The 21,044-nt window shown below is 69.1% G+C and carries 21 protein-coding genes; 10 read left to right on the forward strand and 11 right to left on the reverse strand.

The features are described from left to right. Nucleotides 1-177: 177 nt before the first annotated feature. Complete coding sequence (locus E8A74_RS43055) at nucleotides 178-1,014, reverse strand: class I SAM-dependent methyltransferase (RefSeq protein WP_136934965.1); 837 nt, start codon at nucleotides 1,012-1,014, stop codon at nucleotides 178-180. Nucleotides 1,015-1,062: 48 nt separating this feature from the next. On the opposite strand from E8A74_RS43055, the gene E8A74_RS43060 reads away from it, so the two are divergent. Continuing rightward, nucleotides 1,063-1,872, forward strand: coding sequence for a DUF3025 domain-containing protein (locus E8A74_RS43060; RefSeq protein ID WP_232380001.1), 810 nt, complete (start codon nucleotides 1,063-1,065; stop codon nucleotides 1,870-1,872). Here the strand turns inward: E8A74_RS43060 and E8A74_RS53385 are convergent. Beyond that, nucleotides 1,831-2,763 (reverse strand): hypothetical protein, encoded by a 933-nt coding sequence (locus E8A74_RS53385; RefSeq protein ID WP_170229812.1) that lies wholly within the window; start codon nucleotides 2,761-2,763, stop codon nucleotides 1,831-1,833. The genes E8A74_RS43060 and E8A74_RS53385 overlap by 42 nt on opposite strands. A gap of 652 nt (nucleotides 2,764-3,415) precedes the next feature. Here E8A74_RS53385 and E8A74_RS43070 point away from each other — a divergent pair. Beyond that, nucleotides 3,416-4,207 (forward strand): hypothetical protein, encoded by a 792-nt coding sequence (locus E8A74_RS43070; RefSeq protein ID WP_136934966.1) that lies wholly within the window; start codon nucleotides 3,416-3,418, stop codon nucleotides 4,205-4,207. Between the two features lie 37 nt (nucleotides 4,208-4,244). Here the strand turns inward: E8A74_RS43070 and E8A74_RS43075 are convergent, their stop codons facing one another. Beyond that, nucleotides 4,245-5,189, reverse strand: a complete 945-nt coding sequence (locus E8A74_RS43075; RefSeq protein ID WP_136934967.1) for a hypothetical protein — start codon at nucleotides 5,187-5,189, stop codon at nucleotides 4,245-4,247. Nucleotides 5,190-5,342: 153 nt separating this feature from the next. On the opposite strand from E8A74_RS43075, the gene E8A74_RS43080 reads away from it, so the two are divergent. The 3 genes from E8A74_RS43080 to E8A74_RS43090 all read left to right on the forward strand — a co-directional run bounded on the left by E8A74_RS43080 (nucleotide 5,343) and on the right by E8A74_RS43090 (nucleotide 8,396). Beyond that, a complete protein-coding gene (locus E8A74_RS43080; RefSeq protein WP_170229813.1) occupies nucleotides 5,343-6,326 on the forward strand; it encodes a TIR domain-containing protein in 984 nt (327 codons plus the stop codon). A gap of 342 nt (nucleotides 6,327-6,668) precedes the next feature. After that, a complete protein-coding gene (locus tag E8A74_RS43085) occupies nucleotides 6,669-7,133 on the forward strand; it encodes a nuclear transport factor 2 family protein (RefSeq protein WP_170229814.1) in 465 nt (154 codons plus the stop codon). 75 nt (nucleotides 7,134-7,208) lie between these two features. Further along, on the forward strand, nucleotides 7,209-8,396 hold the full coding sequence (locus E8A74_RS43090; protein ID WP_136934970.1) for an STAS domain-containing protein: 1,188 nt from the start codon (nucleotides 7,209-7,211) through the stop codon (nucleotides 8,394-8,396). Nucleotides 8,397-8,744: 348 nt separating this feature from the next. On the opposite strand, the gene E8A74_RS43095 is transcribed toward E8A74_RS43090, so the two are convergent. Then, a complete protein-coding gene (locus tag E8A74_RS43095; protein ID WP_136934971.1) occupies nucleotides 8,745-9,623 on the reverse strand; it encodes an AraC family transcriptional regulator in 879 nt (292 codons plus the stop codon). Nucleotides 9,624-9,725: 102 nt separating this feature from the next. Here E8A74_RS43095 and E8A74_RS43100 point away from each other — a divergent pair, with 102 nt between their 5' ends. Together E8A74_RS43100 and E8A74_RS43105 are read left to right on the forward strand one after the other, a co-directional pair. Then, on the forward strand, nucleotides 9,726-10,514 hold the full coding sequence (locus tag E8A74_RS43100; protein WP_232380002.1) for an HmuY family protein: 789 nt from the start codon (nucleotides 9,726-9,728) through the stop codon (nucleotides 10,512-10,514). 20 nt (nucleotides 10,515-10,534) lie between these two features. Continuing rightward, complete coding sequence (locus E8A74_RS43105) at nucleotides 10,535-12,112, forward strand: MXAN_6640 family putative metalloprotease (protein ID WP_170229815.1); 1,578 nt, start codon at nucleotides 10,535-10,537, stop codon at nucleotides 12,110-12,112. Here E8A74_RS43105 and E8A74_RS43110 read toward each other — a convergent pair. Further along, the gene (locus E8A74_RS43110) at nucleotides 12,061-13,623 is read right to left on the reverse strand and encodes a S8 family serine peptidase (protein WP_136934974.1); all 1,563 of its coding nucleotides are present in this window, start codon (nucleotides 13,621-13,623) and stop codon (nucleotides 12,061-12,063) included. The genes E8A74_RS43105 and E8A74_RS43110 overlap by 52 nt on opposite strands. Before the next feature lie 92 nt (nucleotides 13,624-13,715). Between E8A74_RS43110 and E8A74_RS43115 the strand changes: the two genes are divergently transcribed. The 3 genes from E8A74_RS43115 to E8A74_RS43125 all read left to right on the forward strand — a co-directional run bounded on the left by E8A74_RS43115 (nucleotide 13,716) and on the right by E8A74_RS43125 (nucleotide 15,842). Beyond that, entirely contained in the window at nucleotides 13,716-14,975 is a 1,260-nt protein-coding gene (locus E8A74_RS43115) for a tetratricopeptide repeat protein (protein WP_170229816.1), read from the forward strand. A gap of 165 nt (nucleotides 14,976-15,140) precedes the next feature. Beyond that, a complete protein-coding gene (locus E8A74_RS43120) occupies nucleotides 15,141-15,374 on the forward strand; it encodes a hypothetical protein (protein ID WP_136934976.1) in 234 nt (77 codons plus the stop codon). 105 nt (nucleotides 15,375-15,479) lie between these two features. Continuing rightward, a complete protein-coding gene (locus tag E8A74_RS43125; RefSeq protein ID WP_136934977.1) occupies nucleotides 15,480-15,842 on the forward strand; it encodes a helix-turn-helix domain-containing protein in 363 nt (120 codons plus the stop codon). Between the two features lie 27 nt (nucleotides 15,843-15,869). On the opposite strand, the gene E8A74_RS43130 is transcribed toward E8A74_RS43125, so the two are convergent. The 6 genes from E8A74_RS43130 to E8A74_RS43155 form a co-directional block, all read right to left on the reverse strand. Further along, nucleotides 15,870-16,196 (reverse strand): hypothetical protein, encoded by a 327-nt coding sequence (locus E8A74_RS43130; RefSeq protein ID WP_136934978.1) that lies wholly within the window; start codon nucleotides 16,194-16,196, stop codon nucleotides 15,870-15,872. Nucleotides 16,197-16,217: 21 nt separating this feature from the next. After that, entirely contained in the window at nucleotides 16,218-16,547 is a 330-nt protein-coding gene (locus E8A74_RS43135; RefSeq protein WP_136934979.1) for a hypothetical protein, read from the reverse strand. 29 nt (nucleotides 16,548-16,576) lie between these two features. Continuing rightward, nucleotides 16,577-16,891, reverse strand: coding sequence for a hypothetical protein (locus E8A74_RS43140; RefSeq protein ID WP_136934980.1), 315 nt, complete (start codon nucleotides 16,889-16,891; stop codon nucleotides 16,577-16,579). Between the two features lie 724 nt (nucleotides 16,892-17,615). Then, nucleotides 17,616-18,794: a hypothetical protein gene (locus E8A74_RS43145; RefSeq protein ID WP_136934981.1), complete on the reverse strand. Its 1,179-nt coding sequence runs from the start codon at nucleotides 18,792-18,794 to the stop codon at nucleotides 17,616-17,618. A 3-nt stretch (nucleotides 18,795-18,797) separates the two neighbouring features. Beyond that, nucleotides 18,798-20,036: a peptidase associated/transthyretin-like domain-containing protein gene (locus tag E8A74_RS43150; RefSeq protein WP_136934982.1), complete on the reverse strand. Its 1,239-nt coding sequence runs from the start codon at nucleotides 20,034-20,036 to the stop codon at nucleotides 18,798-18,800. Between the two features lie 39 nt (nucleotides 20,037-20,075). Further along, entirely contained in the window at nucleotides 20,076-20,954 is an 879-nt protein-coding gene (locus E8A74_RS43155; protein ID WP_136934983.1) for an RNA polymerase sigma factor, read from the reverse strand. Nucleotides 20,955-21,044: the final 90 nt, after the last annotated feature.

Raw genomic sequence — 21,044 nt, forward strand, 5'->3', positions numbered from 1 at the left:
CCCCGGCTCCGTCACCATCAGTCGCGGCCTGGAACGCCTAGCTCCCGCAGCAGAGATGCTGCGCGTCCTCAGGGAGAATGGGCTCGTAAGATGAGACCAGTGCTCAGGGCCGTGCCTGGTCCGGGGTGAAGGGGGCGGACAGCCCCCTTCTCGGGGTCCGGGGTGGAAACCCCGGCGCTACGGCTTCACGAACTTCAGCACGAACCGATCGCTCGTCCCGCGCTGCTCGCCTGCCTTCATGGGCGAGGCGTTCCAGTCGCGCGTATCCTTCTCGTTGCGCAGGAAATTCCCTTCGCTGGCGAGCTTGAAGCCGGCGCGCTCCACCTCTTCGCGCAGCACCTTCTCCTCGATTCGGTGCGTCGTCTGCGCCTCGGACGTGCCGCTGCCGGCCTTCGCGCTGTGGTCGACGATCCCGTAGACCCCGCCGGAGCGCAGGGCGTTGAAGATGGCCTTGTTCATCTGGTCGCGGTCCGTCTTCATCCAGACCGTGTCGTGATAGAAAAGCACCATCACCACCGCGTCGAGATCCTTTGCCTCGGGCGGCAGCGGGGTGTCGAACTCGCGGTCCACGCGGACCACGTTTTTCATGATGGGCTTCTGGAGACGCTCGGCCCAGGGCTTTTCTGCGAACCGCTCCAGGATGAACTTGGAGTTGCTCGCGTACACCTTGCCGGTCTCTCCGACGACCCGGGCCAGGAGCTCGGCTGTGTAGCCTCCGCCGGCCGCGATCTCGGCGACCTTCATTCCGGGGCGGATGTCGAGGAAGGCGAGCAGCTCGGCGGGCTTGCGACCTGCGTCGAGGGCGCGATCTGCCTCGGCGCGGTCGGGCGCGGCGACGACGGCCGCGATCGCCTCGGGGATGCTCCCGCTCTCGGCTGGCTTCTCGGCCGTGGGCGCTGAGACGGCTTGCGGGGACTCCTCGGCCTTGACCGCCTCTGCGGCTGGCTGCGAGGCGCCGCAGGCGGCGGCGAGGGCGACGAAGGGCAGGAGCACGAGTCCAGAAAGGAGACGCATGCGGCGCACGCTAGCGCGGATGCCGCGCGGCGGTCTACCCTGGGGCCCGTGATCGCCTGGGATTCGCGGTTCTTCCGGAAAAGCTCCCTCTACTGGCCCCTCCAGGACGTGGCGGCGCGCTTCGAGGGCGCGCTCGAATGGCCGGCGGTCGAGGCTGTGGACGAGGCTCTCTCCGAGGCCGCGGGCGTTCGCTTTCGCCTCCAGCCGCCGCGGCCCCGTCGTCGCCGCCGCCGCAGGCCGGTCGACCCTTCCTCGCTTTACGACGCTCGTATCCATGTCGAGGGGTGGGTGCCGACGCGCCCTTCGAACTGGCACGATTTCATGAATGCGCTTGTATGGGCCACGTTTCCGGCGGGCAAGCGTGCGCTGCATGCGCGGCAGCACCGGACGGTCGCGGCGCGGCTCGGGGATGCGCCGAAGGCGCTGCCGGATCGGCGCACGCGTGAGCAGGATGGGCTCGCGATGCTCGACGAGGGCAGCTTGCTCCTGCTCGCCGTCGAGGGACGTGTCTCTGCCATCACGGCGGCGCTCGAGGCGCGGGACACGTCGGCCGTGCAAAACGAAATGGCGGAAGGGAGCGCGCTTGCCCTCGTCTTTGGCCATGCGCTGTACGAGAGCCTCTTGCCGGAGGAGCGCCGGTCGATATGGGCGATGGTGGCCTTGCTCCCCTGCCCTGGGCCTTTGCCGACCGAGCGCCGTGCGTGCATCCGGCTCGCGGATGCGCGCCTCGCGGAGCTCATCACGACCCCGGGGACCTTCTCGCAGCCGGAGACGTTCCGGAGCTTGCCGCTCGACGAGCGGGTGCTTTGTGGGGGATCAGTTCTTCGACGCGAGCCAGGCGGCGAGCTCTTCGGGTGACAGATCGAGCACGAGGTCGCCGACCTGTTCGGCGCCGATCTCGCGCACCCGTTCGGCGAGGCGAGCGCGCTCGTCTGCGCACAGGCGCTGCGCGAGCCTTCGTTCGAGCTGGCGCACGAGCAGCCGGAGCTCGCCTTCGAGGAGGCCCTCGGCGTGTCCTTCGGCGAGCCCTTCGGCGTGTCCTGCGGCGAGCCCTTCGGCGTGTCCTTCGGCAAAAAACTTACGACCGAGGTCACTTTGGGGTCGGTAGTTCTTCAACATGAGCGCCTCGATGGCCCTGCGTGCAGCCTCGCCCAGGGAGTATAGCACGACATCCATGTAAATCGCCTTGCGATCCGGGTCGGCGATGCCCGCGCTGCCTGCGATGGCGGCGATGGCGACGTCGAGCCCGACGTCGGTTCGTCCGTGCGCCATGGCGGAGAGCACGGCAAGCTCCGGTCGCTCGCGCGCGGCGGCCTCCTCGGTGACGACCGGGATGCCCTGCGGCCCGAGGACGAACGGGGTGAGGCGGGCCTCTCCCGGGCCGAGCACGATGGGCCGCGCCAGGCGCGCGGCGAGCGTGGCGTCGTGCGTGACGACGAGCAAGCACGCCGGGCAACGGTAGCGCGCCCGCGCGCCGACGACATAGGCCGGCCAAGCGAAGGATTTGTCCGGGTCCGCGGAGAGCTGGGCCTCGACGAGGATGACGAGGACGGCCTGTCCGTCGAGCAAGAGGACGAGCAAATCGGCGCGTAGCTCGCGTGGGATGACGTCGGCGATGTCGGCGGACTCGATCCGCGCCTCGGTGAAGGCCGGGAGCGAGACGGAGAAGACCTCCGCGAGCAGCTCGGCGGCGAGCACGGGGCGGTTGCGGAAGAGCTCGAGGATCGCCTCGTGCGGCAGAGAAGGCACGCGCCCCGGATACGTTTGTCCGAGAAGGCGGTCAAGAAAAACCCACCCTTCCCGCCCGCGACCCGCCGGACCTCCGCGCGCACCTCCGCGCACGCCGCCACCTGCCTGCACCCACGCCGAAACCAATGCCGCGGCCTTCGATCCGTCCCTGCATCCGCGTCGCGCGCACCTCCGCACGCCCTCCTGGGACCCCGCATCCGCGTCGAGAGCCCCTCCCCGCGCGCCGCCCCTCCGCGCACCGGCGTCGACGGCTCCTCACCACCTCCCGAAGGCAGCAGGCACGCGCGTCGAGAGCTCCCTCGTGCACGTCCACCGGTCCGTGCATCCACGTCGAGAGCACCTCCGCGTGCCTCGAGGGCGCTTCGACGCGCGTCACGGGAACCTCCGCGCGTGCCACCTCTCCCTGCAGGGGCGTCGAGAGCACCTCCACGCGCCTGGACCTTCCCCGGGACCTCGTCCGCTCCATTCCGGAGCGCGCCCGCTCCATTCTGGTGCACCTCGCTCCCTCTTCGGTCGAGCCCCCGACCTCGATCGACGCGGATCCCGCGGCCCTGCGCCGCTCCTTCAGGCTGGCATTCCGCTTGCCATGCCTCCCGCCGGACCCGCGGCGCGGCATCCCGCCTGCGCTCCGTTCCAGCGAGGTGTTTCCGTCATGCGAATCAGCACGTCCCCCCTCCGGTTCTCCCGAACCGAAAAAGCCACGATCGGCCGCAAGCTCCACGAGAACCTCCTCCTCCGCGCGGAGCACGGGCCGCCCGAGCCCGCGCTCGACGCGTTCGTGCCTCTGCTCGACGTGGTCGCGGCGCGCCTTTCCGCCCACGTGACCGGCAAGGTCGAGACGAGCGCCGCGCGCGCCGCCCATGCAAACCACGTCGAGGAGGCCGACGTGGAGGTCGATTCCTGCGCCCGCCACATCGAGGGGTTCCTTTACATCGAGGCCCACCGCCGCCGAGGGCCGTACGTGACCTCGGCACGCGCGCTCCACGCCGCCGCGTTTCCGACAGGTCGCAGCTTCCTCGACGATCACATCCCCGAGCAAAACGCGCAGGTCCGCGGGATCCTCACCGTCCTCCGCGCGCCGGAGCACGCGGCGACGCTGGTCGGAATCGCGTTTCCGATGGAATGGCTGGATCGGCTCGCCTCCGCGGTCGCGGCGAGTGATGCCGCCTTCGCGGAGCGGGCCGCGGCGCGAGGGAGCCTGGGGAAGCATGTGAGCCTCGGCCGAGACGCCGAGGCGGCGTGGGCCGATGTCGTGGGGCGGCTGCGCAAGTACGTCGCGAGCCGCGCGGCCGCGGGGGATGTCGAGCGCGAGAGCGAGGGGCGCGCTCTGCTCGCTCCGCTGACGGACGCGATCGCGCACGCCAAAGCGCTCGCGGCGGCGCGCGCCACGCGGCGGGGGAAGAAGGCGACGACGGAGACGGACGCCGCGTCAACGACGGGCTGAGGTGTCCACACGACGCGCGGGGGGGCTTTGTGGGGGATCAGTGCTTCGACGCGAGCCAGGCGGCGAGCTCTTCGGGGGACAGATCGAGCACGAGGTCCCCGACCTGCTCGGCGCCGATCTCGCGCACGCGCTCGGCGAGGCGAGCGCGCTCGTCGGCGCGCAGGCTCTGCGCGAGCCTCCGTTCGAGCTGGCGCAGGAGCAGCCGGAGCTCGCCTTCGAGGAGGCCCTCGGCGTGTCCTTCGGCGTGTCCTGCGGCGAGCCCTTCGGCGTGTCCTTCGGCGAGCCCTTCGGCGTGGCCCTCGGCAAAAAACTTACGACCGAGGTCACTTTGGGGTCGGTAGTTCTTCAACATGAGCGCCTCGATGGCCCTGCGTGCAGCCTCGCCCAGGGAGTATAGCACGACATCCATGTAAATCGCCTTGCGATCCGGGTCGGCGATGCCCGCGCTGCCTGCGATGGCGGCGATGGCGACGTCGAGCCCGACGTCGGTTCGTCCGTGCGCCATGGCGGAGAGCACGGCAAGCTCCGGTCGTTCGTGCGCGGCGGCCTCCTCGGTGACGACCGGGATGCCCTGCGGCCCGAGGACGAACGGGGTGAGGCGGGCCTCTCCCGGGCCGAGCACGATGGGCCGCGCCAGGCGCGTGGCGAGCGTGGCGTCGTGCGTGACGACGAGCAAGCACGCCGGGCAACGGTAGCGCGCCCGCGCGCCGACGACATAGGCCGGCCAAGCGAAGGATTTGTCCGGGTCCGCGGAGAGCTGGGCCTCGACGAGGATGACGAGGACGGCCTGTCCGTCGAGCAAGAGGACGAGCAAATCGGCGCGTAGCTCGCGTGGGATGACGTCTGCGATGTCGGCGGACTCGATACGCGCTTCGGTGAAGGCCGGGAGGGAGACGGAGAAGACCTCCGCGAGCAGCTCGGCGGCGAGCACGGGGCGGTTGCGGAAGAGCTCGAGGATCGCCTCGTGCGGCAGAGAAGGCACGCGCCCCGGATACGTTTGTCCGGGAAGGCGGTCAAGAAAAACCCGTGCTCCGCGCCTCGCGTCCACGTTGACAGCCGGGCGCGGCTGGGCATCATGGGCACGTCCCCCCGAACCCGTCCGCGCCTCCCTCCGAGGCCGGGAACGAGGATGCCCATGTCGAATCGCCGCACCCGTATCTTCATCGGGGCCTCCCTCGAAGGGCTGCCCGTGGCCCGCGAGCTCAAGCGTGGTCTCGCCGAGGAGGCCGATTGCACCATCTGGGCGCAAGGCGCGTTCTCCCTCGAGAAGCTTTGCCAGGCCTCGCCCGCCATCGAGTACGCCCTGCTCGTGCTCGGTCCCGCCGAGCTTTCGAGCGAGGCCGCCGCGGGGCGGAATCGGCCCCGCGACAGCGTCCTCTTCCAGATCGGCCTGTTCGCAGGGCTCCTCGGCCGCAGCCGCATGCTCCTCGTCCATTCACGGGACGTCCCCCTCGACCTCCCCCCGGACCTCGCAGGCCTCCGGACCGCGACGTTCTCGGACGCCGGCAACCTCGAATTGGCGCTCGCGCCGGTCCTGTCGCTCCTCCGCGGCGGGCTCGAAGGGCGCACCGCGCGCCTCGCAAGGCTGAGCCGCCCGAAGGACACGGCGAGCGCGTCGCCGAAGAAGGCCGAGGCCCCGCCCAAGGACGGGGCCCTCGACACGCGGGCGCTGATCGAGCGGGCCTTCGAGGCCGAGGACAAGCCGGGCGAGTCGATCGATCCCGACCTCGTCGAGGGGCTCTGGCGGGACGAGACGGACGATACCTCCCTCGTCGTGCGGATGATCGGCGGCGAGATGCGCGCGCCGTATGCGTTCCGCGGCGCGACCCGGCTCACCGGCGAGTTTTTCGGATGGAAGCTCCACGAGGGCGTGCTCGCCGGCCATTTTCGCTGGGTGCAGCAGGGCATCGAGGGCCGGATCGTGCTGCGGATGATCGGGCTCGATCGGCTGGAGGGCGTATGGTTTTTCGGGTGGTCCGACCGCGAGATGCAGCCCGAGATCCTGGCGCGCGTCGCGCATCCCATTCGCCTCGTGCGCCAGCGCGCCCCGCGCGAGTTGCCTCCCTGGTCGGAGGAGTTTTTCCGCGCCGCCGAGCTCGTGGCCAACGTGAAGCATTGAGACGGACCACCGCGGCGCGTCATCCGCAGGGTGGGATGCGCGTGTGCGGGAGCGATGTTCGTCGGAGGACAAGCCCCTCCCCCCGATTTCTGGAGAAAGCGGTCGAGGTGGCGTGGACGTTTGCAGGGCCCTTGACCCGGCGCACGAGCGCGTTCTACCTTCGTAGGTTCGAGGAGGTTCACAATGAAGCAGGACAGCCGATCGGGTTCACGGGCTTCTTGGGGTCGCATGGGCGCAGCGATGTGCGCGGGTGCGATTGCGGCGACCGCGTTGGGTGCCGCGAAGCCCGCCGAGGGTGGACATCCCGGTGGTGGACTTCCCCAAGGCGGGGTTCCCGCCGCGTTGCAGCGCCTCGTCGACGAGGCGGAGATCGAGAAGCTGACCTACTGTTATGCCGAGGCGACCGACACCATCGGGCGCGGCGATCTCGAAGGTGGGCGGAGCCGTTACCTGCAATGCTTCACGCAAAACGCCGTCGTCGCGGCCTATTATCCCGGCGACGACCCGAACGGCCCCCCCAGCCTGATCTCCGGTCCGTCCGCGTGGGCGGACGTCGCAAAGAACGAGTTCGACACGGCGGGGTACACCTCGACGCAGCACCTGAACGGCAACGTGGTCATCAATGTGCAAGGCAACACGGGGACGATGAAGACGTACCTCCAGGCGACGCACGTCCTCGAAGCGAACAGCTCCGTCGAAGTCGCGCACGGGTGGTACGACGATATCGTCGTTCGCACCCCGCACGGCTGGAAGATCGCCAAGCGCACGCTGCACCTCCAGACGTTCCTGCGCGTCGAATCGCCCTGACGAAGGAAAGCCCCGGGGGGGGCGGGTCGCTGCGAGACAGCAGGCCACGCAGCGCATTGACGAGGGTTCCCTTGCATGTCTCTTTCTCCTGACGAGCACGACCTCAAGTACGAATTCTTCTTCCAGTCGTCCCGGGAGCTCCTTTGCGTGCTTCGCCAAGATGGGCGCATGATCCGCACGAACGAGGCGTTTCGGACGACGCTCGGGTACACGGAGTCATCCCTCGCGGCCGAGGACTTCACCCGGCTCGTGGTCCCCGAGGACGCAGCGCCGCTGCAAGCGTTCCTGCGGGCGAGCGCAGACGACGCAGAGCTCAAGCTCAATGCGAGGTTCGTGCACCGGGACCTGAGCCACCGGTCGCTCGTGTTTTCGCTGCGTCGCCTCGGCGGAAAGGTGTACGCGATCGGCGTCGAGGTCGAAGCGCAGGGCCCCGTGGACGAATGGAAGCGGCGGCGCGATCTGCTCCAGAAGATGCAATCGACGGGGAAAGTCGGAGCCTGGGACGTCGATCTCGCGACGTCGACCCAGTACTGGACCGAAGAGACGTACCGGATCCACGAGCTGCCCGTCGGATTCGATCCGAACGTCGACGTGTCGTTCTACACGCCAGAGCATCAGCCGCTCATCGGGGCAGCCTTCGAGGCATGCGCCCGCGAGGGCAAACCCTACGATCTACAATTGCAGATCATCACGGCGAAGGGCCGTCGAATCTGGGTGCGCACCTCAGGCACGGCGATCATGGAGAACGGGAAGGTGACGCGGGTCATCGGGGCCTTCCAGGACATCGACGACTACAAACGTCGCGAGATGGAGCTCGAAGAGAAGCTCGCCATCATCGAGAAGCAGCGCTCGGAGATCCACGCGCTCTCGGTGCCCATCATCCAGGTGTGGGACGATGTGCTCGCACTGCCCGTCATGGGCGAGCTCGATCAAGCACGCGCAGACGACATGACAGCGCGGCTGCTCGAAGCCGTCGTGGCCCACGCCGCGCGGTTCGTGATCCTCGACCTGACCGGCGTAGAAGCCGTAGACGAGGGGACAGCGGAGCGGCTCTCACGAATCCTCCGAGCCATCCGGCTCCTCGGCGCCGAAGGCTTCGTCACAGGAATCCGCCCAGGCCTGGCGCAAACGTTCATCTCCTGCTTCGGCAGCGGATTCGAAGGCGTGACGACACTCCGGAACCTGCGCGAAGCCATCCAAACCTGCATGCGAGGCAGCACGCGGCGGCCGGCCGGTCGAGCGGCGCACGCCAAGGGAGTGTGAAGCGCGGAGCTGGGGCGTTGCCCCAGGCCCCACCAGGGGTTGTCCACCCCTGGACCCGGACCAGCGAGGCGCTGGACCCGGGGTCGATAAACTGCGCTCCGCGCAGTTCATCGAACGGCCAGTGGCAAGACCACAGGCGACCCCGCCCACCAAGGCCACAGCGCCGCAGGTTCAACCGGCAGCGTGTACGCCGCCGGCTCGAAACCCACCTCCATGGTCTTGCCACGGGCCCGTTGGAAGAACTGCGCACCGCGCAGTTCTTCCACCTTCGGTCCAGGCCGTGCCTGGTCCGGGGTCGAGGGGGCGGACAGCCCCCCGCGGGGTCCGGGGCAGCGCCCCGGCGCGACCTTACCGCCGAGCGCTGCTCGTAGATGCCTCTGCGACGCCGCGGCGGTGCGCTGCTCGGAATGCGGAGGGGGTCATGCCGCGTGCGCGGCGGAAGACGCGGATGAAATGGGTTGGGTCGGCGTAGCCGACTCGTTCGGCGACGATGTCGATTCGTTCGTCGGATGTGATGAGCAGCCGCGCGGCTTCTGCGATGCGACCGGCGATGATCCATGCGCCGGCTGTCTTGCCGGTTGCTTGCCGGAGCGCTGTTGTCACGTGTGCGGGGGAGCGCCGTACGGCGCGGGCGACGTCGGCGAGCGAGATGGGCTGCATGCAATGCTTCTCGATGTAATCGAGTGCTTCGGCGACGAGCGGCGAGCTTGCGGTGGAGGGGTCTGGCGTGGGGAACGGCTGCGCGCGTAGCACTTCGGCGAGGATCAGGGCGACGAGGCTCTGGACGACGAGAGGGCCTGCGGGGGTTTGGGGGGCGCTCGTCTCCTGGCCGAGCTCGCGGAAGAGGCTGAGGAGGTGCTCGTGTCGGGTGGAAGGGACGGTCACGACTGCGGAGGCGCCGCTTCGTACGCGCTCGAACGGCGCGAGGAGGGGGCCGAGCTCTCGCGAGGGGAGGCATGGGATGCAGAGACCGAGGCCCCAGAGCTCCGCGTCTGCGGCGGTGAGCGTGCGATGCGGCTCGCCTGCGGGCACGACGAGCACGTCTCCTGCGCCGAGCTTGTGGCGCCCGCGTTGCTCGACGATCGCCGAGCCGCCTACGTAAAAACACAGGACGGCGTGGTCGTGCGTGGCGGGCCGCGACGGGGCCCGCTCGGAGCAGGCCTGTGCCCGGTGGGCGACGAATGCGGCGCTGCGGTGCCCGGCGATCTCCCAGCTCGTGCGGTCCATGGGCGACCATCTTACCAGAGCGCGCGCCATGTGGACGGATCTCGTGGTAGCATCGCTTCGATGCGTTTCTTCCTACCTATTTCTCTCCTGGGCTCTCTCCTCGTGTTCGTTCCTGCCTGTGGCTCGGATCCGGCGGAGCCCTCGGGCGCTGGCGCCTCTGGCGGCAGCGGCGGGGCTGGTGGCGGCGGTGGCGGTGGTGCCGGTGGTGCCGGCGGCGGCGAGCCGGCTGGTTGCAGCGAGCCGTCCGAGGTTCCTTGTGAAGATCAGGTCATTCAGGGGATGAACCTCCAGAATGACATCGCCCCCGGCCTCATCACGAATGAGCCGGACGGCAGTGGCTTCCGCACCGGGGTCGACGCGACCGCAGGCGGCGCGTTCGTCTCGGATCCGGACTCGTACGTGTATGGCAAGTTCACCGAGACGGGCCTCCAGAAGGTCGAGATCTCCGATGAGGATTCGATCGCGTCGATGGACTGGGACATCGCGTTCCGGCGCTACGTCGTGCGGATCAACAGCGGAAACTCCGGCCCCTCCTGCGTCACGGCCACGCGCACGAAGGTCGACACGAAGTACGAGGAGGTCTCGGAGGCGCCCGATCTCCCGTTCCGCAAGGACGAGTACTTCTCCGAGGCTTGCGAGTTGATCCCGGATGGGTCGGGGTTGCCCGGGTCTCCGGCGACCGCGCTCTCGGGCTTCTGGACGTACACCTCGTGCGTGAAGATGACCGGGACCGTCTACGCGATTCGCCTCGCCGACGGTCGGGCGGTGAAGTTCATCGTGGATACGTGGTACGAGCCGTCCGTGCAGGAGCAGTGCAACATGACGGACTCGATCCCGATGATGAACACCGGCTCTGCGAACTTCCGCATCCGCTGGGCGTTCCTGCCGTGAGGGCGGCTCGCCTCGTCGGGATGGCCGCGCTCTCTGTGCTCGCCGCGTGCGGGCCGGAGGGCGCGGGGCTGGGGGGGCTTGGAGGCGATGGGCCGGCGCTCGCGCCCCTCGACCGGCCGGATACGCCGGGCAATGGGTTGCAATTCAATTTCGAGCCGGGTGACGTCGTGGAGACGTTTGGCTCGCCCGGGGGGAAGTTCCTCGTCCATTTTACGCTCGCGGGCCCGCATGCGGTGCCGCTGGCGGACGCGGACGGCTCGGGCGCGCCCGATTTCGTGGAGCAGGTGGCGTCGGTCTACGACGAGGTGCTCGGCCATTACGAGGGGATGGGGTTCCGGCCGCCGCGCAGCGACGAGGGGCTGCCGGACAACGGGGGGGATGGCCGGTTCGACGTCTACCTCGTCGATTTCGCGGGGATCGGCGACGGCACCTACCAGACCGACACGTGCGGGCCGGACAAGCCGGATCAATGCACCGGCTACATGGTCCAGGAGAACGATTACAAGGGGTACAGCTACCCGTCGACGCTCGTCGCGAACCGCATCCTCGGCAGCCACGAGTTTTTTCATGCCGTCCAGGCCGCCTACGATCACGGCCAGGGGAGCGTCTTCAACGAGGGGACCGCGGTATGGGCCACCGAGTCGTTTGATCCCACGCTCCCCGATTTCGAGGCGTTCATCGACGGCTACCTCGACAACGTCGACCGCTCGCTCGACGTGCCCCTGCCCGGGCCCGTGGATCCGTTCAGCTACGGCAGCGCGATCTTCTTCCAGTTCCTGGAGGAGCGATACGGCGACGGCACGATCCGCACGTTGCTCGAAAAGACCGAGGACGGCGCGGACGACGTGGCCGATCCGAACTGGCTCGACGTGCTCGATCCGACGCTCGCCGCAGCGGACGGCGCGTCCTTCCCCGCGGCGTTCGTCGAGTTCGCCACGTGGAACCTCTTCACGGCCCAGAGCGCCGATCCGACGCGCGGGTATACGGACGGCGCCAAGTATGCGCCCGTCCACATGGAGAGCGTCGCCGCGCCGTACACGGACGTCCTGCGGGTGTTTTATGCATCCTCCCAGTACTACCGGGTCGGGACGGGCGGGCGCGGGCAGATGACCGCGGCCCTCGCCACGCCGGAGGACGCCGCGGAGCAGGTCGACGATCTCGCCTTGCTCGTCACGACCCGCACGGGCACCACGGTCGGCCCCGTCGTTCGGGCGCTCGACGTGCGCGCGGGCGCCGATCCGATCGATACATCGAGCGCCGACGATCTCGTCGTCGTCGTCGTGAACACCGCCCAAGCGGGCAACTCCCGCAAGCCGACCCTTTGCATCGGCTCCCCCGACGAGGTCGAGGCCTGCAAAACCGCCGTCGAGAGCTCCGGCAGCGGAGGCGGCGGTGGCGGCGGGAGCGGCGGCGCAGGCGGGAGCGGCAGCGGCGGCGGCGGCGGCGATCCCATCAACCCGGGTGACCCCGGCGACTGCGGCTGCGCGTTTTCTCCCGCCCCCGCGAGCCCCGGCCTCGCGGCGCTCGGGGCCCTCGTGCTCCTCGGTCACCGCCGCGCGCGCCGTCGCAACGACAGGCCCGCGAGCAAGGCCCCGTAAAACGCCCCCGCCATCCATGTGTCCCCGCCCGCCCGGCCCGCCCGGCAGGCGCAGCCCGCGTCCTCTTCGGTCTCGGCGGGCGGATTCGGCGTCGTCACCGGCGGCTCCACGTCCCCGAGCGCCGCTGTCAGCGCGGCGACCGGGTCCACGATGCCGTGACCAAACACCACGTCATGCCCGGCCGCGTCCGGCGTCGCGTACGGCGCGGGCCTCGCGGTCTCGACGAGCAAGTCCACGATTTCGGCCGAGCGCAGCTCCGGCGCGGCGCTCGCGACGAGCGCGGCCACGCCGGCGGCCACGGGGCACGCCGAGGAGGTGCCGCCGAAGTTGAGCGTGTAATCGGTCGGATCGAGCCCGCCCGGCCCCACGATGTCGGTCGTGAGCGTGCCGATGGGCGCGACGAGGTCGAGCGACGCGCCGAAATTCGTGAAGAACGTCTTGTCGTCGAACTGGTTGATCGCGCCGATCGTGAGCACGCCGCGCACGGCGTTGAGCTCGTCGTCGCCGAGCTTGCGGTTGTCGTTGCCGGCCGCGAAGACCACGACCGCGCCCTTGCCGCCGCGGCCGTTGTCGAAGACGTTGTCGATCGCGTCGCGCAGCGCCGCAGGCACGGGCATGGCCTCGACGTACCCCCAGCTATTCGAGACGACGGCGGCGCCCGTTTGCAGCGCGAAATCGAAGGCCTTGATGGGCGCGGAGAGCGGCGTGGCCTCGTCGGCGAGCATGCGGACGCAGCGCAGGCGGCATTCCGGGCAGGCGCCCGCGATGCCGACGCCGTTGTTCGTGGCCGCGCCGATGATCCCGGCGCACGCCGTGCCGTGCTCGGCGCCCGAGAACGCCGGGTCGTAGCTCGGGTCGTCGTCGCCGTCGACCACGTCGACGCCCGGATCGAGCTTGCCCTGGAGATCGGGGTGCGTGAGATCGCAGCCGCTGTCGATGACGACGACCGTGGTCGCCGCGTCGCCCTGCGTGATGCCCCAGGCCTCGGACATGCGCATGCTCTCGTCGCCGAAATACCATTGTCCGGAGAAACGCGGGTCGTTCGGGGTAAAGGGCGCGCCGCGGCGCTCCATGCGGACGTAGAGGTTCGGCACGGCGTCGCGCACGCCTTCGGTGCGCGCGTCGGGGCGCGCGAGGTGGGCGGCGATGGAGAGGCCGTCCTCGCCGGCCGTGTCCTCCACGAGAAAGAGGCCGATCGAGGGCATGAGCGGCTCGACGAGGCGATAGCCGCGGCGCGCGAGGGCCTCTTCGCCGCCCGGATCGAGGCGGACGACGGCGGTGTGGTCGATCGAGGCCAGAAACGACCGCGATCCGTACCGAAGGCGGACGGGCTTCAGGCTTCGGCCGCGGGGATCGAGGGCCGCCGCGCCGAGGCGCTCGGCCGTGACGGCTTGGCCTCCGTCGAGGAAGGTCGACGCCTCGGGCGGGGGCGCGGCGTGGGCGAGCGGCGCGGCGAGGAGCGTCGCGAGGAGCGGGAGGATCGTGCGAGCGTGCTGGATTCGGGGAGCCATGCGGCCTCCGGGGCGAGGGGTCCTGCCGCGCAGTGTACGCCGAGCCTTGACGGGACGCGCGGCCTCGTGTCTTTTGAGCCGCGATGGTCTCGATGCGCGCTTCGATTCCCCTCGCCGCCCTCGCCTCCCTCGTGGCTTGCCAGGATGGAGGCGTGTCCCCGCCGCCCGCGCTTTCGGCCACGCCCCAGGCCCCGGCGCCCACGGCGTCGGCTTCGGCGGCCCCGACGGGCGCGGCCCTCGGCGCGGACCTGCCCCGGCCGAAGCGCCCGAAGACCCGCGAGGCGCCGAGCCCCGAGAAGATGCGCGCGTACCGAAAGCACCTCACGGAGGGGCGGCTCCTCGGCGGGAAGTCGCAATGGCCGGAGGCGATCAAGGAGTTCGAAAAGGCGCTCGCCGTGGTGCCGGGCGACGCGCCCGCGCTGACGGAGCTCGGCTGGGCGGCGTTCAAGGCCGGCGAGCTCGACCGCGCCAAGCAATCGAACGAGGAGGCCCTCCGCCGCACGACGAGCCCGAAGCTCCAGGCGATGGCGCATTACAACCTCGGCCGTATCGCCGAGGAGCGCAAGGATCCGAAGGCCGCGCTCGACCATTACCGGAAATCGGTCGCGCTCCGGCCGAACGAGACGGTGGAGAAGCGGATCGCGGAGCTTTCGAAGCAAGAGAAGGCGCCCGCGGCGCCGGCGGCCGAGCCCCTGCCCTGCCAGACCGCGGCGGTGAAGATCGCCGACGTCTGCGCCTGCCTCACGAAGCCGGAGCCGGGGGATCCGGAGGCGCCGCGGCCGTGCGAGCCGGTGAAAGAGCCCAAACTCCCCCGGCCCGAGCTCACGTTGCTGGAGGCGCAGACGGGCGTCTTTCAGACGGACTGGATCCTCGTCGCCAAGGGCGACAAGGGGTTTGTTCCTGTCGGGAAGATCGGATCGACGCACAACCCGGGTGCGTTCGGCATTTACGAGGAGCTCTCGATCCCCACGGTAACTGAAAAGACGGCCGGCAAGACGACCGTGCTCTGGTTCGAGGCGCGGCGGGATCGGCACGACTCGGACATGGGGATCGACGAATACGAGGAGGAGACGGTCCGGACCGTGACCCTGTGCGTGCCGCCCCAGGGAAAAACGACGGAATGGAAATGCCCGCTCACGGTGCCCGTGGAGCGCACGTACATCCGCGACCGCATGCAGCTCGAAGGTTTTACGCCGGACGCCGAGACGCGCAAGCTCATGACGAAGGGGCTGCCGATCAAGGAAGGCTGGGCGCTCGACGTGAAGCTCGGCGAGGGCAAGGCCGAGGTGAGCGTCACCGGGGGCAAGCCGCCGGCCCAGGTGGCCGCCCTCGTGGGATCCCACCCGCTTTAGTCCCGAGGGAGACGCCTCGCGTCCCCCTCTCGTCCGGGCAAAGCCCGGACGATTCACCCCCCGAGAACAGTTCTAGCACCCCTGACCCGGCGTAACCCGCTGGATCCGCGTCCTGCTGATGACGGATCGGCGCCGTTGGCGCGTGTTGGTGCCACTTCGGAACCCGTGGCCGCCCTTTGGGGCGTCCCCGGAGCGGCGCGCAGGACCCTTCTGGCTGTGCTCGTGCAGGGTGAGGTCACGGCGGCGGCAGCGGGCGACCTCGACGCCGCGGTCGTGGCGCATGAGGCTGCCGATCAGCTCCTCGGGATGCTCCCCGACCCCGACCCCGACGACACCGCAGCGGTGCGGGCAGCGCACACGGCCGTCGCCGTGCTTCTCCGGGCCATGAAGCGACGATGAGCCATCCTCCCGCGAGCCCCCTCGCATCCGGGGGGGCTCGCGGGATCGTTTGTCCGCGGGGTTTGTCTCAGCGAGGGAGCTGTGGTAGGGATCTCGGACACCCTCATGCGCGAGTTGGGAGGAACTGTGCCGAGACGAACCGAACCCAAGCCGCTCTGCCTGAAAGTTGGCGCTCGTATCCGCGAACTGCGAACCGAGCGCGGCATGTCCTTGCAGGATCTCGCCGAAGCTGGCGCCCTGTCGAAAGGCCACCTGTCGAGCATCGAGCAGGGCCTCGCGGCGATCACCATCGAGACCGTCGAACGCATCGCAGCCGCGCTCGGCGTGTCTCCGTTCTGCGTCATCACCTTCCCGGAAGACGACGAGCTGGATCGGATCGCCGATCTGGCCCGGAAGCTGCCGAAGGGCGAGCGCCGGAAACTTCGGAAGGAGCTCGAAGGGCGCACGACGCACGAGCCTCCGGCGTAGCTCGCTGGCGGGGCCTCCTCGCCGCTGTCATCGCTCCCCCTCAGAATAGCGCCGCGCCAGCTCCGGATCGGGCTCCTCGCCCAGGTTCACGACGAGCTGCCGGTACTCAGTGAAGAGCAACGCGATAGCCTCTTGCAAGGTTGGGACGGGCGTGAAGGGGAATACCACGTACCGGCTAAACCCCATGAAGTTTTCGCCGGCCCGCACGTGGCCGATCCGCCGACCAAAGCAAAAGACGAAAAGCAATCCGTCCTTCGCACGTGGTCGCACATGGCCGATGCGCTGGCCTTCGGCAAAGACATCCCAGCTTTTGCCATACGGCCGCAGTTCAACCATGAATTTACTCTGCGTCATCGTCGACCTCGGGGCTCAGCATCACGTCGCCCGCGCCGCTATGGTGACGTTGAACGCCATTCGGTGGAACTCCCGGAAGACACGTTCAACTTCCTTGGGCGTCAGCGCGTAACCCCTGAACTCTTTGCGCCCTTCGGGATCGAGCGCCCCCTCTTCGACGTAGATGCTGCCATCGCTCCCGAGAGCGAGGAGTTGGAGGCAGGCCCATCGGAGCAAGCCCGGCGTGCCGTGCTGCGCGCGTTCCTCGGCGGTGAGCGCATATCCAATGAACACGCGTCGGCCCGCGGGCGGCTCGTCCTCGAAGTGGACGTAAATCGTGCCATCGCTCGCGAATGCAAGCTCCGTTTCCATCGGTTTCGGACTCCTTCGTACCGGCCAGATCACAGCGGGATGCGCAGTCGGACACGCGGCGCGGCGCCGTCCTCGGTGACCGTCAGCGTGACGATTCCCGCCGCCGAAAGCCGCGTCAGCGCTGGCGCGAGCGTCCCCGAGTACGACAGGTCAGAGAGCCGATCACGTAAACGTGCGACGGAGACGCACCCGTCGTTATCCGGCCGCATTCGCGACAGGGCGAAATGGACGATGCCCTCGGCATGCGCGTCGTCCCCGAGCTTCCGGAGAGCGATTGCGTAGTTCGCCACGTAAACCGCGGCATCCTGGTACGGCCGCGCCGCGCGCATGATGTCGAGGAGCACCTGCTCGCCACGCTCGTCATGGGGCACGACCCCAACCGAGACGTGGGTCGCTCGCGCGGATCGCGGCGGCGGAAGCGGGGGCAGGCGATCCGAGAGGCGAATTCTCCGGAATCGCTGGGCAAAGCTGCGGAATGCAGCCCCCAGCGCAGCCCCGGCCCGACGCCACCGCGAGAGCGGATCCACGACAGTGTCCCGGGGCGGTTCGGAATACGCGACGGACACGCGCGTACCACTCGCGGGGGGCAAGGCCGATCGGTCCATGACGGTGGTCGCGGCGTCGTCGTCATCCAAGTGCGGTGCGGCGCTCATCGGTTACCTCCAGGAAGTCACCGGCCCGAGGCGGCTGCGTCGCGTGGAGCGTGCGCGTACGAGGAAACGCCGCGCGGCGCAGCCGCCTCGGATCGGTGACTATTTCGGTCGCAACGACCGGCAGGAGAGGACGATAGGAGCGCGAAGGTGCCGCCCAGACTGCAACGCATCCCCCATCGCCCTCTTCTGCGGGTCGTTTATCGGACAAACCCGCCCGAGGCCGAACACGGCGCCTTTTCGTTTACGAGGCCAGGAGGACCGTGGTCGGCTCGGGACGAGCGAGGGGGCGACGCTCTGCGCCGCGCGTCGCGGGCTCGCCGTAGGGGTCAACCACGCGAGGCCGCCGAGAGCGACTTGTCACATCGCCCCCTCACCTACGCTCTTGCCCGGACACGACAAACGGTAACCGGATTTTTTATTTCGCGAACTCGAACGGCGCGAGGCAGCAGAACGTCACGGCGTCGGCGGGGTCTTCCAAGGCTGCACCCGTGGGCTCACCGCCCGTCGCGAGGCAGAGGCCGGGCACGTAGGAGAGGTCGGTGATCGCCTTGCTTCCGAGCGCCTGACCAGGCGGGAGAACGTTGACGCACTGCTCGCCGGCTGACGCCACGCCAACCGTGTCCGCCTCCAACGAGCACGCCCCATCGCTGTAGAGCCGCATCTTTGCGGCGCACCCGCTCCCGACCGGGTTACCGCCGCACTCGCACGCCGTGCAGCCACGCGTGTCCACCGGCTGCTCCCCGTAGAGGTGGATGGGCTTGTACTGGTTGTAGTTGCCGGGACACGTGTCGTGTTTTCCCCGGAGTGCGACGCACTGGTACCACGGGTAGGGAAGATCGTACATGCATCGCCACGTGGTCGGATCGCATGTGCCCTCGCGCTCCTTCGCCTCGCAGGCGAGGCCCGTCCAGAGCCACTCGGTGGTCTTGGTGAACGTGGCCGGCTTCGTGATCGACGGGCACGCCTCGCCCGTGGGACCAGGGAGCGGCGAGGCGTACACGGACTGCGCGCAAGGTTCGCCGCCACAATCAGCCCCCGCCGGCAGGGCGTTCGTGCTTGTGCACGAGCCGTCCCAGCCGACGGGTCCGCCGAAAGGGAGCGCGGGCGCTCCGTCCTCCGCACACGTGCCGGCCCGGACCTCGATCGTCTCGGGAAGCTTGGTGCACGAACCTTCCGGGGCCGGACACGTACATGGATCGCACGCTGCGGGCGGCGCTTCGAGGTACTCGAAGCGTCGGTATTTCTCGAAGAACTCCACATCATCGCCGTAGCCGCCCAGCTTGCGCGCCTCGTCGCAGCTCGCGGGCGCAAGCTCGCGCGGACCGAGCCAGAGAAGCATCGGAGTGCGTGGCCAGTCGCCGGCAGACTCGCTGCTGGGCTCGGGGACGCAGCGGCCGGGGCACGTGGCGGCTTGTGCTGCGTCGTCGCTCGCGTCTGCGCCGGAGTCGCTCGCATCCGTGCCGGCGTCGAGCAAGGCGAGGCAAATTTCGCCCGGGAAGGGCGCGTCCGGATCGCAGTCAGGATCGAAGAACGCGGGCGGCGCCGTGCACGCGCTCGTGAGTCCAACGATCGCTCCGAGGACCATCCTTCGCATGGCTTAAAACTCCCACGTGCCCAGAACTTGCGCACTCACCAGCAAGGGCGGCGTCTCCGAGACCACACGGTCTCCCACGCCAACCTTCACCCCTCGGGACAAACCAAGCACATCCACCGAGCCCTGTACAGCGAAGGAACGCGCAGGGACAAACTTCACACCCGCGCGTCCACCACCCCCGGGCATCACGAACGAGTCTGAGCGTTCAACGTACCTCTCCTTCGAGGCGTCGACCCTGATCACCCCGAGATGTCCGAGCACGCACCCGAACGCCCAGCGGTAGTGCCCGCACGCGCTCGCGATCCCGCCCGCGGTCATTGCGCTGATCGGCTCCCCGCCCACCCCCGTCGTCAGCCACGCTGCGCGCCCCTCGAGCCCGAGCGACACATACTCGTTTGACCTCCAACTTCCTCCCGCCACGACGCCTACCGCCGGCATCCACGACGCCACACCGAGCACGACGACCGGTCCGCCTCCGATCGACCAGCGCGTCTCCGCGGGCTTCTCCGCCGGCTTCGGGTCCTCGTACCCGAAGGGATCTTCCTGCTTCGTGTACGTCGGCTCGTCGGAAGCGGACTCGTGCCCAAGCTCGTTCGGAGTCTCGACCGATGACGAACGGTGCTCGCGCGTGAGAATCCTCGGCTGGCTGTCGAAGTCCGCGACCGGCTTCAACGTCAGCTCGATCCGCATGTCCTCCTTCGGCACCACACGGAACGTCCTCGCGTCGTCCACGTACCCGGGCAGGCTCGCGCGCACCTCATGCTCGCCCGTGAGCACGAACATCGCGAAGGCCGAGAATCCGGATTCGTTCCGCGGCTTGCCGTCGAGCGTGGTCCGCGCGCCCGCGTGGGAGATGATCACGTCGACCCAAGCGCCCTTCGTCCTGACGACCTCGTACGCGTCAGAGAACGTCTTTCGCTCGGCCGGGGTCGTGTTCGCGTGCTTGATCGCGTCGAGGAGCAGCTCCGCCGCGTGCGCGGGCCGGTCGTGCGCCATGAGCACGCCGAGCCGCCCGGCGACCACCGAATCGTGCCGGATCGCCAGCGCTTCCGCGTATGCAGCCGCCGCATCGTAGAGACGCCCCTGCGCGCGCTCGCGATCTCCCTTCGCGACGTGCGCCGCGAACGCGCTCTCCCGCGCCGCAAGCGCGAGTGAATCTGCGTGGACAAACTGCGGCCCCTCGCCCCGCGCGGGCGAGGCGAGAGCGACGACGAGCACGATCGGGACGAGACGCGCGCGCACGCCCTACGGATACGGCATCCAGCCTCGGGCGAGAAGCGGCTACCGCACGTCGACGAGCGTGATCTCGGGGAGCTTGAACTTGATCTCCTTGCGTTGCGGGTGGGCTGACCGCGGCTCGGGATCGGGCGTCGGTTCGTTCGCGGCGACGGCGTTCGGAGGCTCGACCGTGGGTTCGTCGAGGGCGGCGTCACTCGCGACCGAGAGCTTCGCCGCGCTCGCATGGACCTCGCGTGCGACGCCGACGTACGCGGCCGTGGGCGCTTCGTCGTGTGGAAAAAGCAGGAGCAGAGCTGCCATGATCACGCTCGCCACGTGCCCGAGCATCGGCGCGGCCCTCTGCACGAGGAGAGCGAGCGGCCCGCTCGGCGGCATCGGGGGCACGACGCTGTAGTACGCGTCGCGGAAGTCGCGCATCTCTCTGCGGAGGTATCGGCGCACGCGAAGCGCGCGCATCTTCACCGCGTTCTTCGAGATCCTGAGTTCCTTGCGTGCTTCATCGAGCGTGTACTCTTCGAGGTAGACGAGGAAAAACACCTCGAACAAGACATCGGGCATCGCGTCGACCGCCGCGTAGAGGCGCTCCCGCGCCTCGCCGAGCTGCGCGCTCACGTCGGGCGAGGGGCCGGGGGCAAACGCTTCCACCGCGGCGTTGGGCTCCGTCGCGATCACCTTGTTTCGACGACGCACCGTCCGCCGATGGCGCCGGTACACGTTGTTTGCGATCCCCATCGCCCAGCGCCGCAGCTCCCCGTCGGACCGGTAGGTGTGCAGACTGCGGACGCCGCGGATCAACGTGTTTTGCGCCAGATCGTCGGCGTCGGCGCGCCCGCAGCGGAGGCGCGCGAAGCGGTGGACGAGGTCCGGACGAAGGGCGAGGAGTTCGGCGAGAGGATCAGGTTGGTTCAGTTTCTTCCCCACACTCGCCTCTTGCCCGCAGCAGGAGAACGGTAACCGAAAATCGACGCGGCTCGCTCAACCGCCGAACATAATGTGATTTTACTTGGTACG

The sequence above is a fragment of the Polyangium fumosum genome (assembly GCF_005144585.1).
GTDB lineage: Bacteria > Myxococcota_A > Polyangia > Polyangiales > Polyangiaceae > Polyangium > Polyangium fumosum.